At 70.3% G+C, this 20,528-nt stretch carries 13 protein-coding genes; 8 read left to right on the top strand and 5 right to left on the bottom strand.

Features of this window, described 5'->3' with window-relative positions; genetic code table 11:
• Positions 1-154: 154 nt before the first annotated feature.
• Together L1785_RS00365 and L1785_RS00360 are read left to right on the top strand one after the other, a co-directional pair.
• The gene (locus L1785_RS00365; RefSeq protein ID WP_236087131.1) at positions 155-5,005 is read left to right on the top strand and encodes an alpha-L-arabinofuranosidase family protein; all 4,851 of its coding nucleotides are present in this window, start codon (positions 155-157) and stop codon (positions 5,003-5,005) included.
• A gap of 106 nt (positions 5,006-5,111) precedes the next feature.
• Complete coding sequence (locus L1785_RS00360; RefSeq protein ID WP_236087130.1) at positions 5,112-6,482, top strand: glycoside hydrolase family 27 protein; 1,371 nt, start codon at positions 5,112-5,114, stop codon at positions 6,480-6,482.
• Between the two features lie 131 nt (positions 6,483-6,613).
• Here L1785_RS00360 and arfA (L1785_RS00355) read toward each other — a convergent pair whose 3' ends face one another.
• A complete protein-coding gene (arfA, locus tag L1785_RS00355) occupies positions 6,614-8,140 on the bottom strand; it encodes an arabinosylfuranosidase ArfA (protein WP_236087129.1) in 1,527 nt (508 codons plus the stop codon).
• 239 nt (positions 8,141-8,379) lie between these two features.
• On the opposite strand from arfA (L1785_RS00355), the gene L1785_RS00350 reads away from it, so the two are divergent.
• Positions 8,380-9,465 (top strand): LacI family DNA-binding transcriptional regulator, encoded by a 1,086-nt coding sequence (locus L1785_RS00350; protein WP_236087128.1) that lies wholly within the window; start codon positions 8,380-8,382, stop codon positions 9,463-9,465.
• Positions 9,466-9,477: 12 nt separating this feature from the next.
• On the opposite strand, the gene L1785_RS00345 is transcribed toward L1785_RS00350, so the two are convergent.
• The 4 genes from L1785_RS00345 to L1785_RS00330 form a co-directional block, all read right to left on the bottom strand.
• Complete coding sequence (locus L1785_RS00345) at positions 9,478-10,119, bottom strand: DUF624 domain-containing protein (protein WP_236087127.1); 642 nt, start codon at positions 10,117-10,119, stop codon at positions 9,478-9,480.
• Between the two features lies 1 nt (position 10,120).
• The gene (locus L1785_RS00340; RefSeq protein ID WP_236087126.1) at positions 10,121-11,041 is read right to left on the bottom strand and encodes a carbohydrate ABC transporter permease; all 921 of its coding nucleotides are present in this window, start codon (positions 11,039-11,041) and stop codon (positions 10,121-10,123) included.
• Positions 11,042-11,054: 13 nt separating this feature from the next.
• The gene (locus L1785_RS00335) at positions 11,055-11,951 is read right to left on the bottom strand and encodes a carbohydrate ABC transporter permease (protein ID WP_236087125.1); all 897 of its coding nucleotides are present in this window, start codon (positions 11,949-11,951) and stop codon (positions 11,055-11,057) included.
• Positions 11,952-12,033: 82 nt separating this feature from the next.
• A complete protein-coding gene (locus L1785_RS00330) occupies positions 12,034-13,389 on the bottom strand; it encodes an ABC transporter substrate-binding protein (protein ID WP_236087124.1) in 1,356 nt (451 codons plus the stop codon).
• 247 nt (positions 13,390-13,636) lie between these two features.
• Between L1785_RS00330 and arfA (L1785_RS00325) the strand changes: the two genes are divergently transcribed.
• From arfA (L1785_RS00325) to mmsB, 5 genes are all read left to right on the top strand, one after another.
• Complete coding sequence (arfA, locus tag L1785_RS00325; RefSeq protein ID WP_236087123.1) at positions 13,637-15,148, top strand: arabinosylfuranosidase ArfA; 1,512 nt, start codon at positions 13,637-13,639, stop codon at positions 15,146-15,148.
• An 11-nt stretch (positions 15,149-15,159) separates the two neighbouring features.
• The gene (locus L1785_RS00320) at positions 15,160-16,206 is read left to right on the top strand and encodes an arabinan endo-1,5-alpha-L-arabinosidase (RefSeq protein WP_236087122.1); all 1,047 of its coding nucleotides are present in this window, start codon (positions 15,160-15,162) and stop codon (positions 16,204-16,206) included.
• A gap of 161 nt (positions 16,207-16,367) precedes the next feature.
• Positions 16,368-17,534, top strand: a complete 1,167-nt coding sequence (chvE, locus tag L1785_RS00315) for a multiple monosaccharide ABC transporter substrate-binding protein (RefSeq protein ID WP_236087121.1) — start codon at positions 16,368-16,370, stop codon at positions 17,532-17,534.
• 103 nt (positions 17,535-17,637) lie between these two features.
• Positions 17,638-19,248 carry a multiple monosaccharide ABC transporter ATP-binding protein gene (gene mmsA / locus L1785_RS00310; RefSeq protein WP_236087120.1) on the top strand — a complete coding sequence of 537 codons (1,611 nt, stop codon included), beginning with the start codon at positions 17,638-17,640 and terminating at the stop codon, positions 19,246-19,248.
• Positions 19,245-20,429, top strand: a complete 1,185-nt coding sequence (gene mmsB, locus L1785_RS00305; RefSeq protein ID WP_236087119.1) for a multiple monosaccharide ABC transporter permease — start codon at positions 19,245-19,247, stop codon at positions 20,427-20,429. Before mmsA ends, mmsB begins: the two co-directional genes overlap by 4 nt.
• The last annotated feature ends 99 nt before the right edge of the window (positions 20,430-20,528 follow it).

Raw genomic sequence — 20,528 nt, 5'->3', positions numbered from 1 at the left:
CCCCCCCCCCCCCCCCCCCCCCCCCCCCCCCCCCCCCCCCCCCCCCCCCCCCCCCCCCCCCCCCCCCCCCCCCCCCCCCCCCCCCCCCCCCCCCCCCCCCCACGGGGAGGGACCCTCACCTACCGAGATCTACAACGTTGTAGGAAGGAGCACGATGCGTACCTCCTTGAGAGCCGGCCTGGCGGCCGCCCTCACGGTCGCCGTCACCGTCCCGCTGGCGGTCGCGGCGGGCGCGAGCCCGACGCCGGCCGAGATCACGACGGCGACGACGGCGACGACGACGTCGGCCGACGAGCTGGCCGGCTACGTCTTCCCGTACTTCACGGGCGAGTCGACGGCCGACGGCGAGACGATCCGCCTCGCGGTCAGCGAGGGCAACGACCCCCTGGACTGGCAGACGCTCAACGCGGGCGACCCGGTCCTGTCCTCGACCCTCGGCACCACCGGCCTGCGGGACCCGTTCCTCCTGCGCTCCGCCGCGGGCGACAAGTTCTTCCTCCTCGCCACGGACCTGAAGATCTACGGCGGCGGCAACTTCGGCGACGCCCAGGAGACGGGCAGCCGCTCGATCATGGTCTGGGAGTCGTCCGACCTGGTCACCTGGTCCGCGCAGCGCGAGATCGCGCTCGCCCCCGAGAACGCCGGCAACCTCTGGGCGCCGGAGGCGTACTACGACGCGGAGCGCGGCGAGTACGTCGTCTACTGGGCGTCGGCGCTGTACCCGGCAGACGTCCCGCCTGCCGAGCGCAACATCTCCACCAGCTACCAGCGGATGATGTACGCGACCACGCAGGACTTCGTCACGTTCTCCGAGCCGCAGCCGTGGATCGACGAGCCCCAGGGCAGCGGCCGCGGCATGATCGACTCCACGGTCGCCAAGGAGGGCGACACGTACTACCGGTTCACCAAGGACGAGTCCTACATGGGGATCCGGCAGGAGTCGTCCACGGACCTGCGCCGCACGCAGGGCGTGACCGAGGGTGACGGCTGGCAGATGATCGCCGAGCGCGTCGGCTTCGGCCAGCCGAACCCGTGGGGAGGCACGTTCACGGGCGGCGAGGGGCCGTCGGTGTTCAAGTCGAACACGGACGACACCTGGTACCTGCTGCAGGACCAGCCGTCCTACCACGGCGGTCAGGGCTACATGCTGTTCGAGACGAACGACCTGAGCAGCGGGCAGTGGACCGCCAACCTCGACGCCGAGCTCCCGCCGAGCCCGCGTCACGGCACGGTGCTGCCGATCACGGCCGCCGAGCGTGACCGCCTGCTCGCGGCGTACCCGCCGGCCGACCCGAGCGGGGCCCCGCCGGTGCCCGACGGCGCCTGGGTCGACGAGTTCGACGGCGCCGCCCTCGGTGACCGGTGGACCGTCGTCAATCCCGAGCCCTCCGCGCTGAGCGTGGCCGAAGGCGCCCTCACGCTGCGCTCGCAGCCGGGCGACACCTGGCAGACGGCCAACTCCGCCAAGAACGTCCTCATGGTCGACGTGCCCGTCGGCGACTTCACCGCGGTCACGCACCTCACGGCACCGGTCTCCCTCGACTTCCAGGGCGCGGGGATCATCGCGTGGAAGGACATGGACAACTACACGCGGTCCGGGCTCGCCCACGTGGGCTTCGCGGCCGGCGGCCCCGTCGTCATCGAGACCGGCGTGGAGAGCGGCGCGACGTTCTCGTCGAGCTTCACCGGCCGCCCGGGGTCGACGTCGGAGTACCTGCGGGTCAAGCGCACGGGCGACACCATCACGACGAGCTACTGGTCCGGGGGCGTCTGGGTCGCCGCCCAGTCGTACACCGTGGGCTGGGACACGACCCAGGTGGGCCTCTTCGCCCTGGCCGCGCAGAACGGCACGTCGCACACCGCGACGTTCGACTGGTTCGCGCTCGCCGCGAGCGCGGGCCAGGAGGTCGTCCCCGAGGGCACCTTCACGGTGCACGCGTCCACCGCTCGCCACCTCACCTCGGGTGGCGCCGGGCTCTCCCTCGTGGCCGAGCGCCCGAGCTCCACGACGGCGCTCGTCGTCGCGGGCGAAGGCTTCGCCGAGGAGGGCACCGGCCGCCCGGTCGTGGTGTCCGACAGCGGCCGGCTCGCCCTGGGCGCACCTGGCACGGCGCCGGCGGCGCTCGCCCTCACGGACGCCGGCGGCGGCCGGGTGATCTGGCATCCGCGCGGTGACGTCGACAGCGCGGTGACCCTCGGCGCGGACGGCGCGCTCGTGCTCGGGCTCCGCGACTCGGCGGTGCGGCTCACGCTCGACACGGTCGTGGTCGAGAACCACACGGTCACCGTCGACACGGACGGCGAGACCACCGAGATCAGCGACGACCTGTACGGCGTCTTCTACGAGGACATCAACTACGCGGCCGACGGCGGTCTCTACGCCGAGCTGGTCCGCAACCGGTCGTTCGAGTTCAACAGCTCCGACAACCGGTCCTTCACCGGGCTCACCGCCTGGGAGAAGGTCGAGCGGGGCGCGACCGGGTCGATCTCCGTCGGGACCGACGCGAACCGGCTCAACGACAACAACCGGTACTACCTCACGGTGAACGCGGCCGGGCCTGGCGTCGGCGTGCGCAACCTCGGCTACAACGAGGGTCTCGCGGTCGAGGCCGGTGCGTCGTACGACTTCTCCGTCTGGGCCCGCACGGCCACGGCGCAGACGCTGACGGTGACGATCGAGGACGGCGGCCAGGTCCTGGCGACCGGCACGGTCGCCGTCGCAGGTGACGACACCTGGGGGAAGCACGACCTGACGCTCACGGCGGGGGCGACCTCGGCGTCGGCCCGGCTCGTCGTGACCGGCGGTGCCGCCGGGACGCTGCGCCTCGACATGGTGAGCCTGTTCCCGCAGGACACGTGGGTGGGGCCGGTCAACGGCAAGTCCGTGCTGCGCAAGGACCTCGCGGAGATGACCGCCGCGCTGGAGCCGAAGTTCGTGCGCTTCCCCGGCGGCTGCGTGACCAACGTCGGCACGTTCAACACGTACCTCGAGTCCGGGGAGCGGCGCCGCACGTACCAGTGGAAGGAGACCATCGGCCCGGTCGAGGAGCGGCCGACGAACTGGAACTTCTGGGGCTACAACCAGTCGTACGGCATCGGGTACCTCGAGTACTTCGAGTTCGCCGAGGACCTGGGCGCCAGCCCGCTGCCCGTGCTCTCCGTGGGCGCCAACGGCTGCGGCTCGCGCATCCCGGAGATGACCGACGACGTGCGGATCGACCGCTGGGTGCAGGACACCGTTGACCTCATCGAGTTCGCCAACGGGTCCGTCGACACCGAGTGGGGCGCCGTGCGCGCGTCGCTGGGGCACCCGGAGCCGTTCGACCTGAAGTACATCGGTCTCGGCAACGAGGAGAACACCGACACGTTCCAGGCGAACTTCCCGCGGTTCCGCGACGCCGTCGAGGCCGCGTGGCCCGACGTCACGGTGATCTCGAACTCCGGCCCGGACGACGCCGGCGCTCGCTTCGACGAGCTCTGGGACTTCAACCGCGAGCAGGGCGTCGCGATGATCGACGAGCACTACTACAACGAGCCGTCGTGGTTCCTGGAGAACACGGAGCGGTACGACGCCTACGACCGCGAGGGGCCGCACGTGTTCCTCGGGGAGTACGCGTCGCGCGGCAACACGCTCGCCAACGCCCTGTCCGAGGCCGCGTACATGACCGGCATCGAGCGCAACTCCGACGTCGTCGAGCTCGCCTCGTACGCGCCGATGTTCGCCAACGAGGACTACGTGCAGTGGGCGCCGGACATGATGTGGTTCGACAACGACGAGTCGTGGGCCTCCGTCAACTACTACAACCAGAAGATGTTCATGACGAACACCGGCGACGAGGTGGTGCCCTCCACGCACGACGGGCCGGTCGCGACACCGGAGCTGTCGGGCGGCGTCTTCCTCTCCACGTGGAGCACCCAGGCGGCGTACGACGACGTCGTGGTGACCTCGAACTCGACCGGTGAGGTCCTGTTCTCGGACACGTTCGCGGACGCCTCGCAGTGGTCGCCCGCGACCGGGTCGTGGTCGGTGGTGGACGGCGAGTACGTGCAGTCCGCCGGGACCGTCAACGACGCCCGCTCCGTCGTGGTGGACGGCTACGACCGTGACTGGTCGAACTACACGCTCGAGCTCGACGCCCGGAAGGTCTCCGGCGCCGAGGGCTTCCTCGTCGGTTTCGCCGCAGGCGGGCCGAGCAACTACTACTGGTGGAACCTCGGTGGGTGGAACAACACGCGCCAGGCGCTGCAGCGGGCCGACGGCGGTGGCGCCGGCGAGGTCATGGCGGTCGAGGGCCACTCGATCGAGGCCGGCCGGGACTACCACGTCACGGTCGAGGTGTCCGGGCGAGTGATCAAGCTCTACCTGGACGGCCAGCTGCAGATGACGTACACGCAGCCCGCCCGCGAGTCGCTCTACCAGGTGGTCACGCGGGACGAGGACACCGGCGACGTCGTGCTCAAGGTCGTCAACCCGACGGCCTCGACGGCCCGCACGCAGGTGCTCGTCGACGGCGCCATGCCGGTCGGGGCGGTCGCCGAGATCACCGAGCTGTCCGGCCTGCCGGGCGACACCAACACCAAGGCCGACCCGGAGAGCGTCGTCCCGGTCACCCGGACCTGGGACGGGGCGTCGGAGGACTTCACCTACGACTTCGCGCCCTACTCGGTGACGTTCGTGCGGTTGCACGACGTGCCCGAGTGCTCCGTGGACTTCACGGTGCACTCCTCGTGGCCGGGCAAGCACCTCACGCAGGTGTGGCTGCAGAACACGGGGGACGAGGCGCTGAACGGCTGGGACCTCACGTGGGACCTCGGCGACCGTAAGGTGGTCAACCACTGGAGCGCCGACGTGAAGCAGTCCGGGACGTCGGTGTCGGCGACGAACCTGAAGTGGAACGGCAAGGTGGCGCCGGACGGCCGCGTGACGTTCGGCTACATCGCAACGGGCACGGCCATTGAACCGGACACGGTGACGCTGGCGGGCCGCCGCTGCACCGTGGAGTGACGCCGAGGTAGAACCTGCCGAGGTAGTCACCCCGTCGCGAGACCTCGCGACGGGGTGACTACCTCGGCAAGTTTGTGCCGGTGGTACCGAGAGAGAGGAACGAACCATGGGGCGACGTCCCAGCAGTGCGCCGCAGATGGGCTGGAACTCGTGGGACAGCTTCGGCACCACGGTTACCGAGGGCGAGGTCCTCGCCAACGCCCGGTTCCTGGCCGAGCGCCTGGCACCCGCGGGGTGGGACACGGTCGTGGTCGACATCCAGTGGTACGAGCCGACGGCGCGCGCCGGCGGCTACAACGACGACGCCCCCCTGCTGCTCGACGCCGACGGGGTGCAGGTCCCCGCGCCCGGCCGCTTCCCGTCGTCGGCGGGCGGCGCGGGCTTCGGGCCGTTGGCCGGGCAGGTGCACGACCTGGGCCTGCGCTTCGGGATCCACGTCATGCGCGGCATCCCGCGCCGTGCCGTCGACGCCGACCTGCCCGTGCCGGGCACGCCGTACCGCACCGGCGACATCGCCGACCGGGCGTCGACCTGCCCGTGGAACTCCGACAACTACGGCCTCGACCATGCCCACCCCGGCGCGCAGGCGTGGCTCGACCTCCAGATCGACCGGTTCGTCGGCTGGGGCGTCGACTTCCTCAAGGTCGACGACATGCTCGCGCCCTACCACGCGGACGCGATCGAGGCGCTGGCGCTCGCCGTCGCGCGGGCCGAGGAGCGGCACGGGCGCGAGGTCACGATCTCGCTCTCGCCGGGGACGCACCTGTCCCTCGCGCACCTCGACCACCTGCGCCGGCACGCCGACCTCTGGCGCATCTCGGACGATCTGTGGGACCGGTGGGACGACGTCGAGGCGCAGCTCACGCGCACGGCCCGGTGGGCGCCGCACCAGGGCGAGGAGGGCTGGGCCGACGCCGACATGCTGCCCCTCGGGCGCATCGGCGTGCGGGCCGAGCGGGGTGCGCCGCGCGACAGCCTGCTCACGGTCGACGAGCGCCGCACGATGCTGTCGCTGTGGTGCCTCGCCCGGTCACCGCTCTTCGTGGGCGGCGACCTACCGACGTCCGACGGCGGCACGATCGCGGACCTCGCGAACACCGACGTGCTCGACGTCGGGCGGCACTCCGCCGGCAGCCGCGAGCTGCTGCGCGAGGGCGACCTCGTGGTCTGGGGAGCGGAGGGCGCGGGCCCGTGCGCGGGCGTGCGCTGGGCCGGGCTGTTCAACACCGGGACGGAGACGCTGCACGCCCGGGTCCCGGCCGCGTCGGCGGGTCTTCCGGCGCCCTCACCCCACGACGTGTCCTCGCTGCGCTGCGGTACTTCGCGGGGGCCCCGAGAATCGGGCAGCGTGACGGACCTGTGGACGGGCGAGGAGGTCCGGCTGGTCCCGGGCTCGTCCGAGACGGGCGGCGACGCCGTGATCGACGTGGAGATCCCGCCCCACGGAGCCCGCCTGCTCCGCGTCCAGCCGAAGTAGAGCCAGACAACCCACATGCGTCGGGGCCGCTCACTGTGTGTTGGCATCGTCAGCACACAGCGAGCGGCCTCCGGCATGCCTGGGCAGTCCCGCGGCCGTTCTACTTCGCGGGGCTCCAGCTCGGCGTCAGGTCAGGCGCGCGTCAGCGTGCCGGTCAAAGCCGTCCAGGACTCCGGCGCCAGGCGCACCGTCGTCACGCCCTCGCCCGAGACCAGCCCGGCGACGTCGTACGTCCCCCAGTGCGCCGCCGCCACCTTCGCGGCGTGCTCGGGCCCGGCGACGGCCGGCTCGTGGTCGGCGGTCATGACCCAGCCCTCGGCGAGGGCCAGCGCGGCGCCGGCGTGCGCGAGCTCGACCTCGACGGGCTCGGCCGAGCGGTTGGTGAGGAAGAGCGCGACGCCGTCGTCGGACAGCGTGGCCGCGGCGGTGACGGCCGGGACGTCCCCGTGCGCGCTCGTCGTGATGACGGGCGCCGAGACCCGGACGTCCAGCGCCTCGCCCCGCGCGAGCCGCGCGGTCGTGGCGAACGGGTGGAACGTGGGCTGGCGCCACGCCTCGCCGCCCGGCTCGGTCATGATCGGCGCGATGACGTTGACGAGCTGGGCGAGGCACGCCACCGGGACCCGGTCGGCGTGGTTGAGGAGGGTGACGAGGAGGTCGCCCACCACGACGGCGTCCAGGCCCGAGTAGACGTCCTCGATGATCCGCGGGGCGTCCTTCTGGATCGGCAGGTTCTGCTCGCCGGGGAAGCGTGACTGCAGGTACCAGACGTTCCACTCGTCGAACGAGATGGTGATCTTCTTGTCGGAGCGGCGCTTGGCCCCGACCGCGTCGGCGGAGGCGACGACGCGGTCGATGAACCGGTCCATCGCGGTGCCGGACCCGAGGAAGGAGGCGCGGTCGCCGTCGAGCTCCTCGTAGTAGGCGTGCATCGAGATGTGGTCGACGAGGTCGTACGTGTAGGACAGGACGGTCTGCTCCCACTCGCCGAACGTCGGCATGCCCATGGACGACGAGCCGCACGCGACGAGCTCGATCGAGGGGTCCACGAGCTTCATGGCGTGGCCGGCGTTGCGCGCGAGCTTGCCGTACTCGTGGGCGTCCTTGTGCCCGATCTGCCACGGGCCGTCCATCTCGTTGCCCAGGCACCAGAGCTTGACCTTGTACGGCTCGGCGCGCCCGTTGGCGATGCGCAGGTCGGCCCAGCGGGTGCCCGCCTCGCCGTTGCAGTACTCGACCAGGGCGGCCGCGGCCTCGACGCCGCGGGTGCCGAGGTTGACGGCCATCATGGGCTCGATGCCCTCGCGCTCTGCCCACTGGAGGAACTCGTCGGTGCCGATGACGTTGGGCTCGACGGTGCGCCATGCCAGGTCGAGGAACGGCTTGCGGTCCTCGACCGGCCCGACGCCGTCCTCCCAGATGTAGTTGGACACGAAGTTACCGCCCGGGTAGCGGACGACGGAGACGCCGAGCTCACGGGTCAGGTCCGCGACGTCGCGGCGGAAGCCGTGCTCGTCGGCGGTCTCGTGGCCCGGCTCGTGGATGCCCGTGTATACGGCGCGGCCCAGGTGCTCCACGAAGGAGCCGAAGAGCCGGCGGTCGACGGGGCCGACACGGAAGTCGGGGTGCAGGACGATGCGGGGGCGCGACTGCGTCATCGGAATCCTCAGGTGTGCAGGTTGATCTCTACAACGTTGTACAGTAGCCGACGAGCGGCGGGCGAGAACAACCAGTACCACGCCCGCCCCCGGGTTGTCAGAAGCCCTCGCAGAGTCCTGCGAAGAGGTCCGGACAACCCGGCATACAGGCCGGTCTGCCCGGTCGCGGTCCCCTACGCTGTGGGGGAGCTCGCGGCGAGGGCCCGATGCGCGTGTGGAACCCGGAGGGCTGAGCAGACATGGCGGTCACGATGCACGACGTGGCGCAGCGGGCCGGCGTCTCGATCAAGACCGTCTCCAACGTGGTGAACGGCTATCCGTACATCCGGGCGGAGACGCGCGAACGGGTGGAGCAGGCTATCGCCCACCTCGGGTACCGGGTCAACGTCTCGGCGCGCAACCTGCGCACCCAGCGCACGGGCATGTTCACGCTCGCCGTGCCGGAGCTGTCGCTGCCCTACTTCGCCGAGCTCGCGGACTCCGTGATCCAGGCGGCCGACGAGAACGGCTGGACCGTGCTCATCGAGCAGACCGGCGCGAGCCGGGAGCGCGAGGCCGAGGTGCTGTCCGGGCGGCGGCGCCACCTGACCGACGGCCTGATCTTCTCGCCGCTCGCCCTCGGCCCGGACGACCTGCCCTTGTTCGACGTCGACTTCCCGCTCGTCGTTCTCGGCGAGCGGGTGTTCGGCGCGCCGGCCGACCACGTGACCATGAACAACGTCGCAGCGGCCCGGGCGGCCACGGCGCACCTCGTCGCGCTCGGGCGGCGGCGCATCGCCGTCGTGGGCGCGCACGAGGGCGAGCAGGTCGGCTCCGCCGCGCTGCGCACCGCCGGTTACCGGCAAGCGCTCGAGGAGGCCGGGATCCCGTTCGACCCGGCGCTCGTGGGGGAGGCCGGGCTCTGGCACCGGTCCACCGGCGCCGAGACGATGGGCCGGCTGCTCGACTCGGGCGTCGAGATCGACGCCGTCTTCGCGCTCAACGACGCGATGGCGCTCGGCGCCCTGCACGCGCTGCACGCCCGCCGCATCGACGTGCCGGGCGAGGTCGCCCTCATCGGCTTCGACGACATCGACGACGTGCGCTACTCCGTGCCCACCCTCTCCTCGGTGGACCCCGGGCGCGAGCAGATCGCGCGCACCGCCGTGGAGCTGCTGGTCGAGCGGATCACCGCGCGCGGCGAGCCCGCGCCGTTCCGGCGGGTCGTGCCCGACTCGCGCATCGTCGGCAGGGAGTCCACGGGCGACGTGCCCGCGGGCGCCGAGGGCCGCGTGGTCGGGATCCAGCCGGGCGGCGTCGAGCCGGTCGAGGTGGTCGGCCGCTGACCGGCGCGGGAGCTATCGCTCGGCGTCGATCTTCCGCAAGCGCTCCTCCACCAGGCGGCCCGTCGCCCACAGCGGGAACGACAGCCCGGCGAGCGCCCCGGCCACCGGCAGGCCCAGCACGACGGCGGCCGTGGCCGCCAGGACCACCAGCGCGCCGAGGGCGGTGCCCGGGCCGAGCGCGGGCGCCAGCAGCAGGAAGCGCCACACGGCGGGGGCCGGGTCGTCGTAGCGGAGGGCGACGCGCGGCCACCAGGCCAGCACGACGGCGCCCCACGCGCCCACCAGGGCGAGCCCCAGCTGGAACGCGGCGCGGGCCGGGCCGTCGGCCGCGGCGATGACGGCGGTGTCGAGCCAGAGGAGCAGGCCCACGACCCACAGCGGCGCGAACAGCAGGTTGGCGCGCCGCCAGCCCGTCCGCCACGTCTGCCAGAACCCGCGCCACGGGGCGTCCCCGTGCTCGGGTTCGAGCAGGACGGCGCTGCCGGCGCGCAGCGCCGGGCCGAGGCCCAGCACCACGCCGCCGGCCAGCGCGCCGAGGACGACGAGGACGTTGACCTCCACGAGGCGGGTCGCCCACCGCAGCGCCGTCATCACGCCGCCTGCCCAGCCGACGGCGCCGGCGTCGTCCGCCTGCGCCCCTGGCGTCGTGCCCATGTCAGCCCTTGCTTCCCGTGAGCGCGACCGACTCGACGATCTGGCGCTGGAACACGAGGAACACCACGAGGATCGGCAGGAGCGCCACGAACGACGCGCCCATGATGAGCGGGTAGTCGCGCTGCGTCGCGTACTGCACGTTCATGTTCGCGATGACCACCTGGAGGGTCTGCCGCTCGGGGGTGTTGAGGTACAGGATCGGCGCGAGGTAGTCGTTCCACACGGCCATGAACCACAGGATGAACTGGGCGGCGACGGCCGGGCGGATGATCGGCAGGATCAGCCGCCAGAAGATCTGCCAGTAGGACGCGCCGTCGATCTTCGCGGCCTCGACGATCGAGTTCGGCACGTTCTCGAGGTACTGCCGCAGGAAGAAGATCATCACGATGTTGCCGAAGATCGCCGGGACGATCAGGGGCAGCAGGGTGTCGACCCAGCCGATCTTCGAGAACATCACGAACTGCGGGATCATCAGCGTCGGGAACGGGATCATGATGCCCGACAGCAGCCCGATGAAGATGGCGTTGCGGAACGGCATGCGCATCTTCGCGAGCGCGAACGCCGCGAGTGCGCACGTGAACGTGCCGATGACCGTGACCGTGAGCGACACGATGATGCTGTTCTGGAAGCCCGAGAGGATGAGGGAGTCCTCCCACATCCGCACGTAGGTGTCCCACTGGGGCACCTCGGGGATCCACACCGGAGGCAGGGCGAAGACCTCGATCTTCGTCTTGAGGGATGTCGAGACCATCCACAGCAGCGGGGCGATCATGACGATCGCGCCCACGGCGAGGACGGCGAACGTGACGCCGTCGGCGATGCGGGTGGTGGCCTGGCGCCCGAGCTTCCGGCGGACGGGACGGGAAGCCGGCGGGAACCCGCCGTTCAGGGCGGAGGTCTGTTCCGTCTGGGTGGTAGTCATGGTCTCCTCCGGCTCAGTCCAGCACGAAGTTGTTGCGCCGGTTGAGGCGGAACTGGATCAGGGTGATGACGAGGATGAGGAGGCCGAGCACGATCGCCATCGCCGTGCCGTACCCCATCTGCTGGTACTTGAACGCCTGCCGCCAGATGTACCAGACGGCGGACGCGGTGCTGAGCTCGGGGCCACCCTGCGGCGTCATGATGTTGATCTCGGTGAAGATCTGCGCGCCGCCGATGACGTTCGTGACCACGAGGAAGAACGTCACGGGCTGCACCATGGGCAGCGTGATGGCCCGGAACTTCTGCCAGCCGTTGGCGCCGTCGAGCTCCGCCGCCTCGTAGAGCGACCTGGGCACCGACTGGATCGCGGCCAGGTACAGGATCATCGAGTAGCCGAGACCCTTCCAGACGGCCATGGCGATGATGGCCGGCTTGGCGAAGTCCTTGTCGGCGAGCCAGTTGGGGCCCTCGATCCCGAACCACGCGAGGACCTGGTTCACCAGGCCGAAGTCGCCGTTGTAGGCCCACTGCCAGAGGATCGCGATCGCGGCGAGGGACGAGATGACCGGCACGTAGTAGATGGTCCGCAGCGCGGAACGCAGGGGGATCGCGCGGTTCATCCCGATCGCCAGCGCGAGCGACAGGGCCAGCCCGATCGGGATGCCGATCATGTAGAAGAACGTGTTGAACAGCGACTGGAGGAAGTATCCGTCGCTCAGGACGCGCACGTAGTTGTCGAGGCCGACGAAGCGCGCGATGCCGAGGCCGTTCGAGTTCGTCAGCGACGTGTAGAACGCCATGCAGACCGGGTACAGCGTGAAGAGGAGGTAGCCGACCACAGGGGCGGCCACGAACAGCAGCGCCCACCGGTGCTCCGACCGGTGCATGCGCGAGGTCCCGGACGTCGACATCGCGGGCTCCTTCCGTCGAGTTCCGACGACCGGCGCGGCCGCCCCGGAGGAGGTGGGGCGGTCGCGCCGGTCGGTCCGTGGGTCAGCCCTTGGCGGCGTTGGCCTCGGCGGCCGCCGAGGCGGCGGCGTTCGCCTCGTCGAGCAGGGTCTGCATGCGCGGCTGGACCTCGGCGAGGTAGTCGGCGGCGGTCTGCTCGCCGTCGATCACCGGCTGGATGTTGGTCCACATCTCGTCGTACCAGGCGGCGCCGTACGTGACGGCGGCGGGCATCGGGCGGCCGTAGGTCTCGACGATGTCCAGGAACTCCTGGCGGTTGGCGGGCTCGGCGCCCTCCTCGGCGGCCCACTCCGCGGCCATGTCCTTGAGGTTCGGCACCTGGATGCCGGCGTCGACGAGCGTCTTCTGCGCCTCCTCGTCCGTTGACAGGTAGACGGCGAGCTTGGTCGCGTCGTCGGGCATCGCGGTCGTCGCCGAGACGCCGATGCCGAGCGAGCCGACCCAGGTGGCAGGTTCGCCGGTCTTGCCGGCCGGGAACGGGATGAGGTCGTAGTCGAACTCGAGATCGTTGTAGACGGAGACGTCCCACGGGCCGACGGGGAAGAACGCGAGCTCACCGGCCATCCAGCGCTGGTAGGTGTCCAGCGTGGCCGCCTGCTCCGCGTTGGGCGTGACCTTGTCGACGTTGGTCATGTCGGCGATGTACTGGAGCGCCTCGGCCATCTCGGGGGTGTCCACCGTGACCTCGGTGTGGTCGGCGTTGGTCCAGTCGGCGCCGTTGCTCCAGGCGAAGCCCTGCGAGTTCCAGACGACGTTCAGGCCGGTGCCCCACTGGTCCACCTCGCCGTCGCCGTCGGTGTCCTTGGTGACCGCCTTGAGGACCTCGAGCCACTCGTCCCAGGTGTAGGGCGTGTCGGTGCTGGGGAGCTCGATGCCCTCGGCCTCGAGCATCGTCTTGTTGTAGCCCATCGCGAACGGGCCGACGTCCTTCGGCAGGCCGTACAGCTGACCGTCCGGCGTGCCCTGGACCTTGCCGTCGTAGCGATAGGAGTCGACGCCGTACTCCCAGATGTTGTCGAGGTCGATGCCCTGCGCCTCGACCTTGTCGGTGATGTCGAGCAGGATGCCCGACGTCACGTAGGACTGCAGGCTGGCCTGCTCGATGTAGAAGACATCAGGCACGTTGTTGCCGGCGATGGCCGCCTGCAGCTTCGTGGAGTACTGGTCGGCATCCGTGACGACGATGTCGACGTCGACGCCGGTCTCCGCCTCGAACCGCTCGATGGCGGCGGTGTACGCCGCCTTCTCGTCCTCCCCGCCACGGAACATGAACGTGAGCTTGCCGTCGTCGTCGGTGCTCGAGCCGGCGCTGCACGCTGCAAGGGTGCTGGACAGGGCGAACACGGCGACCATGCCGGCTGCCAGGCGTGACTTCCTCATCACGGGTCCTCTCGGGTGTCAGAAGTGCGAGCGAGAGAGCGGTGCCATGCTGCGTGCGTCCTCGTCGACCCGCCATTTACATCGATGGAGAGCCATCGACGGTCACACGGTGGCACGTCGGTACGGTACCGGTCAAGTAGGCCTTGTCACGGAGTCACAACGATGCTCTACTCTTCCTCTACAACGATGTACAGCAACCGGCCCGCGATGCAGCGCCACCGGGCGCACGCCGAGAGGAACTATCTCCATGCATTCCGCAACCCTCACGCTCGACCCGGCCTTCGTCGTCGGACCCGTACGACGGCGGACCTTCGGGACGTTCGTCGAGCACCTGGGACGTTGCGTGTACACCGGCATCTACGAGCCGGGGCACCCCACCGCCGACGCCGACGGGTTCCGCGGCGACGTCCTCGAGCTCACCCGTGAGCTGGGCGTCTCCACGGTGCGCTACCCGGGCGGCAACTTCGTCTCGGGCTACCGGTGGGAGGACGGCGTCGGCCCGGTCGAGGACCGCCCGACCCGCCTTGACCTGGCCTGGCACTCCAGCGACCCCAACACCGTGGGCGTGGACGAGTTCCTGCGGTGGTCGAAGGCCTCCGGCACCGAGCCGATGATGGCCGTCAACCTCGGCACGCGCGGCGTCCAGGAGGCCCTGGACCTGCTGGAGTACTGCAACGTGCCGGGCGGCTCGTTCTGGTCGGACAAGCGGCGGGCGAACGGCGCGGCGGACCCGTACCGGGTCAAGATGTGGTGCCTCGGCAACGAGATGGACGGCCCGTGGCAGATCGGCCACAAGACGGCCGAGGAGTACGGGCGCCTCGCGGCCGAGACGGCGCGCGCCATGCGGATGATGGACCCGAACATCGAGCTCGTCGTGTGCGGCTCGTCGAGCTCGGCGATGCCCACGTTCGGCGAGTGGGAGCGCGTGGTGCTCAGCGAGGCGTACGAGCACGTGGACCACGTCTCGGCGCACGCCTACTACTGGGAGGAGGACGGCGACCTCGCCTCCTTCCTCGCCTCGGCCGTGGACATGGACCACTTCGTCGAGTCCGTCGCCGCCACCGCGGACGCCGTGCGTGCCGCGGGCAAGCACACCAAGCGGATCAACATCTCGTTCGACGAGTGGAACGTCTGGTACCAGCAGCGCGCCGAGTCGCGCCCGCCCACGGACGACGACTGGCCCGTGGCACCCGTCCTGCTGGAGGACCGCTACAACGTGGCCGACGCCGTGGTGGTCGGCAACCTGCTCATCTCGCTGCTGCGCAACACGCACCGCGTGCACGCGGCCTCGCTGGCCCAGCTCGTCAACGTGATCGCGCCGATCATGACCGAGCCCGGCGGGCGCGCCTGGCGGCAGACCACGTTCCACCCGTTCGCGCTCACGTCGAAGCACGCGGCGGGCGAGGTGCTGCGGGTAGCGGTCGAGTCGCCGGTGCAGGAGACCACGCGCTTCGGCGACGTCCCGGTGCTCGACGCCGTCGCGACGCACGACGCCGAGACCGGCGAGGTCGTGATCTTCGCCGTCAACCGGTCGGTGACCGAGGCCGTCACGCTCGACGTCGACCTGCGCGGCTTCCCGGGCCTGCAGGTGGTGGAGGCGCTCACGCTGGCCAACCCCGACCACACCTGGCAGGCCACGGCCGACGACGCCACGTCCGTGCTGCCCCAGGTCAACACCACCGCCAAGGTCGCCGACGACCGCGCCCGCGCGGAGCTGCCGCCCGTGTCGTGGTCGGTCGTCCGCCTGGGCCGGGCGTGAGGCGGCGCGCCGTGCTCGGTGCGGGGATCGCCGTGGTGGCCGTGGCCGGGCTCGCGGCGGGCGCTTTCGCCGCGCGCGGGAGTCTCGTGGGCGGGGCCGGGGCCGGGGCCGGGGCCGACGCCCTGCCGCTGACCGGCGACCTGCGCGCGCACGACCCCGCGCTCGTCGTCGGCGAGGAGGGCGAGCCGTGGTTCGTCTACTCGACGGGCGACGTCAAGGTGGGCTTCGGTGCGCCCCAGATCCGGCGGTCCGACGACGGCGGGCGCACCTGGGCCTTCGTCGGCACGGCGTGGGACGCCGACGACGACCCGGCGTGGGTGCGCGACGAGATCGACGGCGTCACGAACTTCTGGGCGCCCGAGCTCTACCAGCACGACGGCACCTGGTACCTGTACTACTCCGCCTCGACGTTCGGGTCGAACGACTCGGCGATCGGCCTCCGGACCGGCACCACGCTCGACCCGGACGACCCGGACTTCGGCTGGACCGACCAGGGCGTCGTCGTGCGGTCGAAGCCGGGCGACACGCACTGGAACGCCATCGACCCCGGCATCGTCGAGGACGCTGACGGCAACCCCTGGATGGTCTACGGGTCGTTCTGGGGCGGCGTGCAGCTCCTGCCGCTCGAGTGGCCGAGCGGGACGGTGGTCGCCGGCGCGGAGCCGGTGAAGATCGCGAGCCGTGTGGGCCTGCCGGACAACGCGATCGAGGCCCCGTACGTCTACGCCCGCGACGGCTGGTACTACCTCTTCGTCTCGTGGGACTTCTGCTGCAAGGGCACCGACTCGACGTACAAGATCGTCGTCGGCCGGTCGCGCGAGGTGACCGGTCCGTACCTCGACGCCGAGGGCAAGGACATGCTCCTGGGCGGCGGCACCGTGGTGCTCGCCACAGAGGGCTCGATGGTGGGTCCGGGCGGTCAGTCCGTCTCGCGCGACCACCTCGGATTCCACTTCTACGACGCCGACGACGGCGGTCTCGTCCGCCTGGCGATCCACGAGCTGGCCTGGACCGAGGACGGCTGGCCGGTGGCCGGCCGCGAGAGGAGCGGCCTCTAGCAGGGACGATGCCTGCCCAAGCGAGCACCACTGTTCGGCAGATACTTGATCGTGACGTGATTGTGACCGCCTCCGTTTTGACCTTGGGTCATGTGAGCGTTAACAATCAGGTGACTCAAGCCGGACGGTGGCGTTCGGCATGTTCTCGAAGAGGAGACCTCATGGCTAGGAAGCTCTGGTACACCCGCGGGCTCGCCGCTGTTGCGACGGGCGCTATGGCTCTTGCCCTCGCTGCATGCGGTGGCAGTGGCGCCGGTGGCGGCGACGCGACCGAAGGCGCCGGCGACGGCGAAGCGGGTGGCCTCGTCGGCGTGGCGATGCCGACCGAGACGTCGGAGCGCTGGATCGCCGACGGTGCGGCGGTGCAGGCGGGCCTCGAGGAGGCTGGATACGAGGTTGACCTGCAGTTCGCCGCGGACGACATCCCGACGCAGCAGCAGCAGATCGACCAGATGATCACCAAGGGCGCCGAGGCGCTGATCGTCGCGGCGATCGACGGCACCGCGCTCGCGGGCCAGCTCGAGGCTGCTGCGGCCGAGGGCATCCCGGTCATCTCGTACGACCGCCTGATCCGCGACTCGGAGAACGTCGACTTCTACGTCACGTTCGACAACTACAACGTGGGCGTTCAGCAGGCCACGTCCCTGCTCGTGGGCCTCGGCCTGCTCGACGCGGAGGGCAACGAGGTCGCCGACGCGCCCGCCGGCCCGTTCAACGTCGAGCTCTTCGCCGGCTCGCTGGACGACAACAACGCGCACTTCTTCTACGACGGCGCGATCGACACCCTGCAGCCGTACTTCGACGCAGGCACCCTCGTCGTGAAGTCGGGCCAGACCGACATCGAGCAGACCAACACGCTGCGCTGGCTCCAGGAGACCGCCCAGAAGCGCATGGAGGACCTGCTGACCTCCACGTACAACGACGGCTCCGTCGTCGCCGGCGTGCTCTCGCCGTACGACGGCCTCTCGCGCGGCATCATCACCGCCCTGCAGAACTCGGGCTACGGCTCGGGCGACCAGCCGATGCCGATCGTCACCGGCCAGGACGCGGAGATCGCCTCCGTCAAGCTCATCAACGACGGCGTTCAGTTCTCCACGATCTTCAAGGACACGCGCAAGCTCGCCGAGCAGGCCGTGGTCGCGACCGAGGCGTACCTCGCGGGCGAGGAGCCTGAGGCCAACGACACCGAGACGTACGACAATGGTGTGAAGGTCGTGCCGTCGTTCCTCCTCGAGTCGGACATCGTCTACAAGGACAACATCCAGTCCCTGCTCGTCGACTCCGGCTACTGGACGGCCGACGAGGTCGCGTCCGGCGTCTCCGAGTGACGACAGACTGACAACGGCGCCCGACGCCGGGCTGGTCGCCTCCCCCGGGAGGTGACCGTCCGGCGTCGGGCACTGCCGACGAACGCACGAGCAAGGACAAGGCATGGCCGACACCAGCTCCCCCAACATCCTCGAGATGCGGGACATCACCAAGACGTTCCCGGGCGTCAAGGCTCTCCAGAACGTCAACCTCGCCGTCCGCCGTGGCGAGATCCACGGGATCTGCGGCGAGAACGGCGCGGGCAAGTCAACCCTCATGAAGGTGCTGTCGGGCGTGTACCCGCACGGCACCTACGACGGCGACATCGTCCTCGACGCCGAGCCCGCCAGCTTTGGGTCCATCAACGACTCCGAGGCCCGCGGCGTCGTGATCATCCACCAGGAGCTGGCCCTCGTGCCGTACCTGTCGATCGCCGAGAACATCTTCCTCGGCAACGAGCGCCGTGGGCGCAACGGGATGATCGACTGGAACCAGACCAACCACGAGGCCGCGGCCCTGCTCGAGCGCGTCGGGCTCGCCGACTCGCCGACGACGGCCGTGTCCACGCTCGGTGTGGGCAAGCAGCAGCTCGTCGAGATCGCGAAGGCGCTGTCGAAGGAGGTGCGCCTGCTCATCCTCGACGAGCCCACGGCCGCCCTCAACGACACCGACTCCGAGCACCTGCTCGACCTCCTGCGCCGGCTCAAGCAGCACGGCGTCACGTCGATCATGATCTCGCACAAGCTCGGCGAGATCGCCGAGATCGCCGACCGCACCACGATCATCCGCGACGGCAAGACGATCGAGACGCTCGACATCGACCTGACCAAGCAGGACTCGGTCGCACTCCAGGACCGCATCATCCGCGGGATGGTCGGCCGCGACCTCGAGCACCGCTACCCGGCCCGCGAGTCGCACGTCGGCGAGGAGGTGCTGCGTGTCGAGGACTGGACGGTCTACCACCCGCACCAGGCCGGCCGCATCGTCGTCGACCGCGCGAACCTGACGGTGAACGCGGGCGAGGTCGTCGGCATCGCCGGCCTCATGGGCGCCGGGCGCACCGAGCTCGCCATGTCGATCTTCGGCCACTCGTACGGCCGCAACATCTCCGGCCGTGTCTTCGTGCACGGCGAGGAGGTCACGCTGCACAACGTGCCGGACGCCATCGACGCCGGCCTGGCCTACGCCACCGAGGACCGCAAGCAGCTCGGCCTCAACCTCATCGAGGACGTGAAGCGCAACATCTCGCTGGCGGGCCTCGAAAAGCTCGCGAAGCGCGGTTTCGTCAACTCGCACGAGGAGCTCAAGGTCGCGGAGGAGTTCCGCGCCGAGATGGGCATCCGCACGCCCACCGTGCTGGCGCAGGTCGGCAAGCTGTCCGGCGGAAACCAGCAGAAGGTCGTGCTGTCCAAGTGGCTGCACACCGCGCCCGAGGTGCTCATCCTCGACGAGCCGACGCGAGGCATCGACGTCGGCGCCAAGTACGAGATCTACACGATCATCAACCGCCTCGTCGCAGAGGGCAAGGCCGTGCTCGTCATCTCCTCGGAGCTGCCCGAGCTGCTGGGCATCTGCGACCGCATCTACACCCTGGCCTTTGGCCGCATCACCGGCGAGGTCGACGTGGCCTCAGCCACCCAGGAAGGACTGATGGCACTCATGACCCAGGAGACCACGGCTGGCGCCGCCGATCTGGCTGGCCCCACCGAGCCGATCGAGGAGGCCCTGGCATGACCGGCATCGCGAACCTCCGGGACCTGCTCACGAGGAACATGCGCCAGAGCGGCATCTACATCGCCTTCGTCCTCATCATCGCGCTGTTCTCGATCCTCACGGACGGGCTGCTGCTCGGACCGCGAAACGTCACGAGCCTCGTGCTGCAGTACTCGTACATCCTGATCCTCGCGATCGGCATGGTGATCGTCATCATCGGCGGGCACATCGACCTGTCGGTGGGATCGGTCGTGGCCCTCACCGGTGCCGTCTCCGCGGTCCTCGTGATCCGCGAGGGGCTGCCCTGGTACGTGGGCGTGCTCGCCGCGATCGCCACCGGCCTGCTGGTCGGGGCGTGGCAAGGGTTCTGGGTGGCGTACGTCGGGATTCCAGCGTTCATCGTGACGCTGGCGGGCATGCTTCTCTTCCGCGGGCTCACGCTCCAGGTGCTCGAGAACATCTCGCTGTCGCCGTTCCCTGCCGAGTACTCGACCATCGCGGCCGGCTTCCAGAACGGCCTGCTCGGCGGCTACGGGTTCGACACGTTCACGCTCGTCATCTTCGGCATCGCCGTGATCGGCTACGCGGTGTCCGCGTGGCGCACGCGCCAGGCGCGCATCGCCTACAAGCAGACCGTCGAGGCGCCCGCGCTGTTCGGGATCAAGCTCCTGCTCATCGCGGCCGTCGTCATGTGGTTCGCGTACCGCCTCGCGACGAGCCGTGGCCTGCCGAACGTCCTCATCGTGCTGGCCGTGCTCATCCTCGTGTACACGGTCGTGACGAAGCACAGCGTGTTCGGCCGGCACGTGTACGCGATCGGTGGCAACCTCGCGGCGGCCCAGCTGTCCGGCGTGCGGGTCAAGCGCGTCAACTTCTGGATCTTCGTGAACATGGGCTTCCTCGCGTCGGTGGCCGGCGTCGTGTTCTCGGCGCGGTCCAACGGCGCGCAGCCCGCGGCGGGCCAGATGTTCGAGCTCGATGCCATCGCCGCGTGCTTCATCGGCGGCGCGGCCGTGACCGGCGGCATCGGCACGGTGGCGGGCGCCATGGTGGGTGGCCTGATCATGGCCGTCATGTCGAACGGCATGCAGCTCATGGGCGTCGACCAGTCGACGCAGCAGGTCGTCAAGGGCCTCGTGCTCCTGGCAGCCGTCGCGTTCGACGTGTGGAACAAGAGGCGGGCAAGCGCGGCGCGCTCCTGATCCTCTCGCTGAGGTAGACCCTGCCGAAGTAGTGGCGGGGGGGGCCGCCCCCCCCCCCCCCCCCCCCGCCGGGGGGGGGGGGGGGGCGACCCAGGGGGG

Source organism: Antribacter soli, assembly GCF_021568775.1.
Classification (GTDB): Bacteria; Actinomycetota; Actinomycetes; order Actinomycetales; family Cellulomonadaceae; genus Antribacter; species Antribacter soli.
This window is presented reverse-complemented; position numbering and strand designations above follow the sequence as displayed.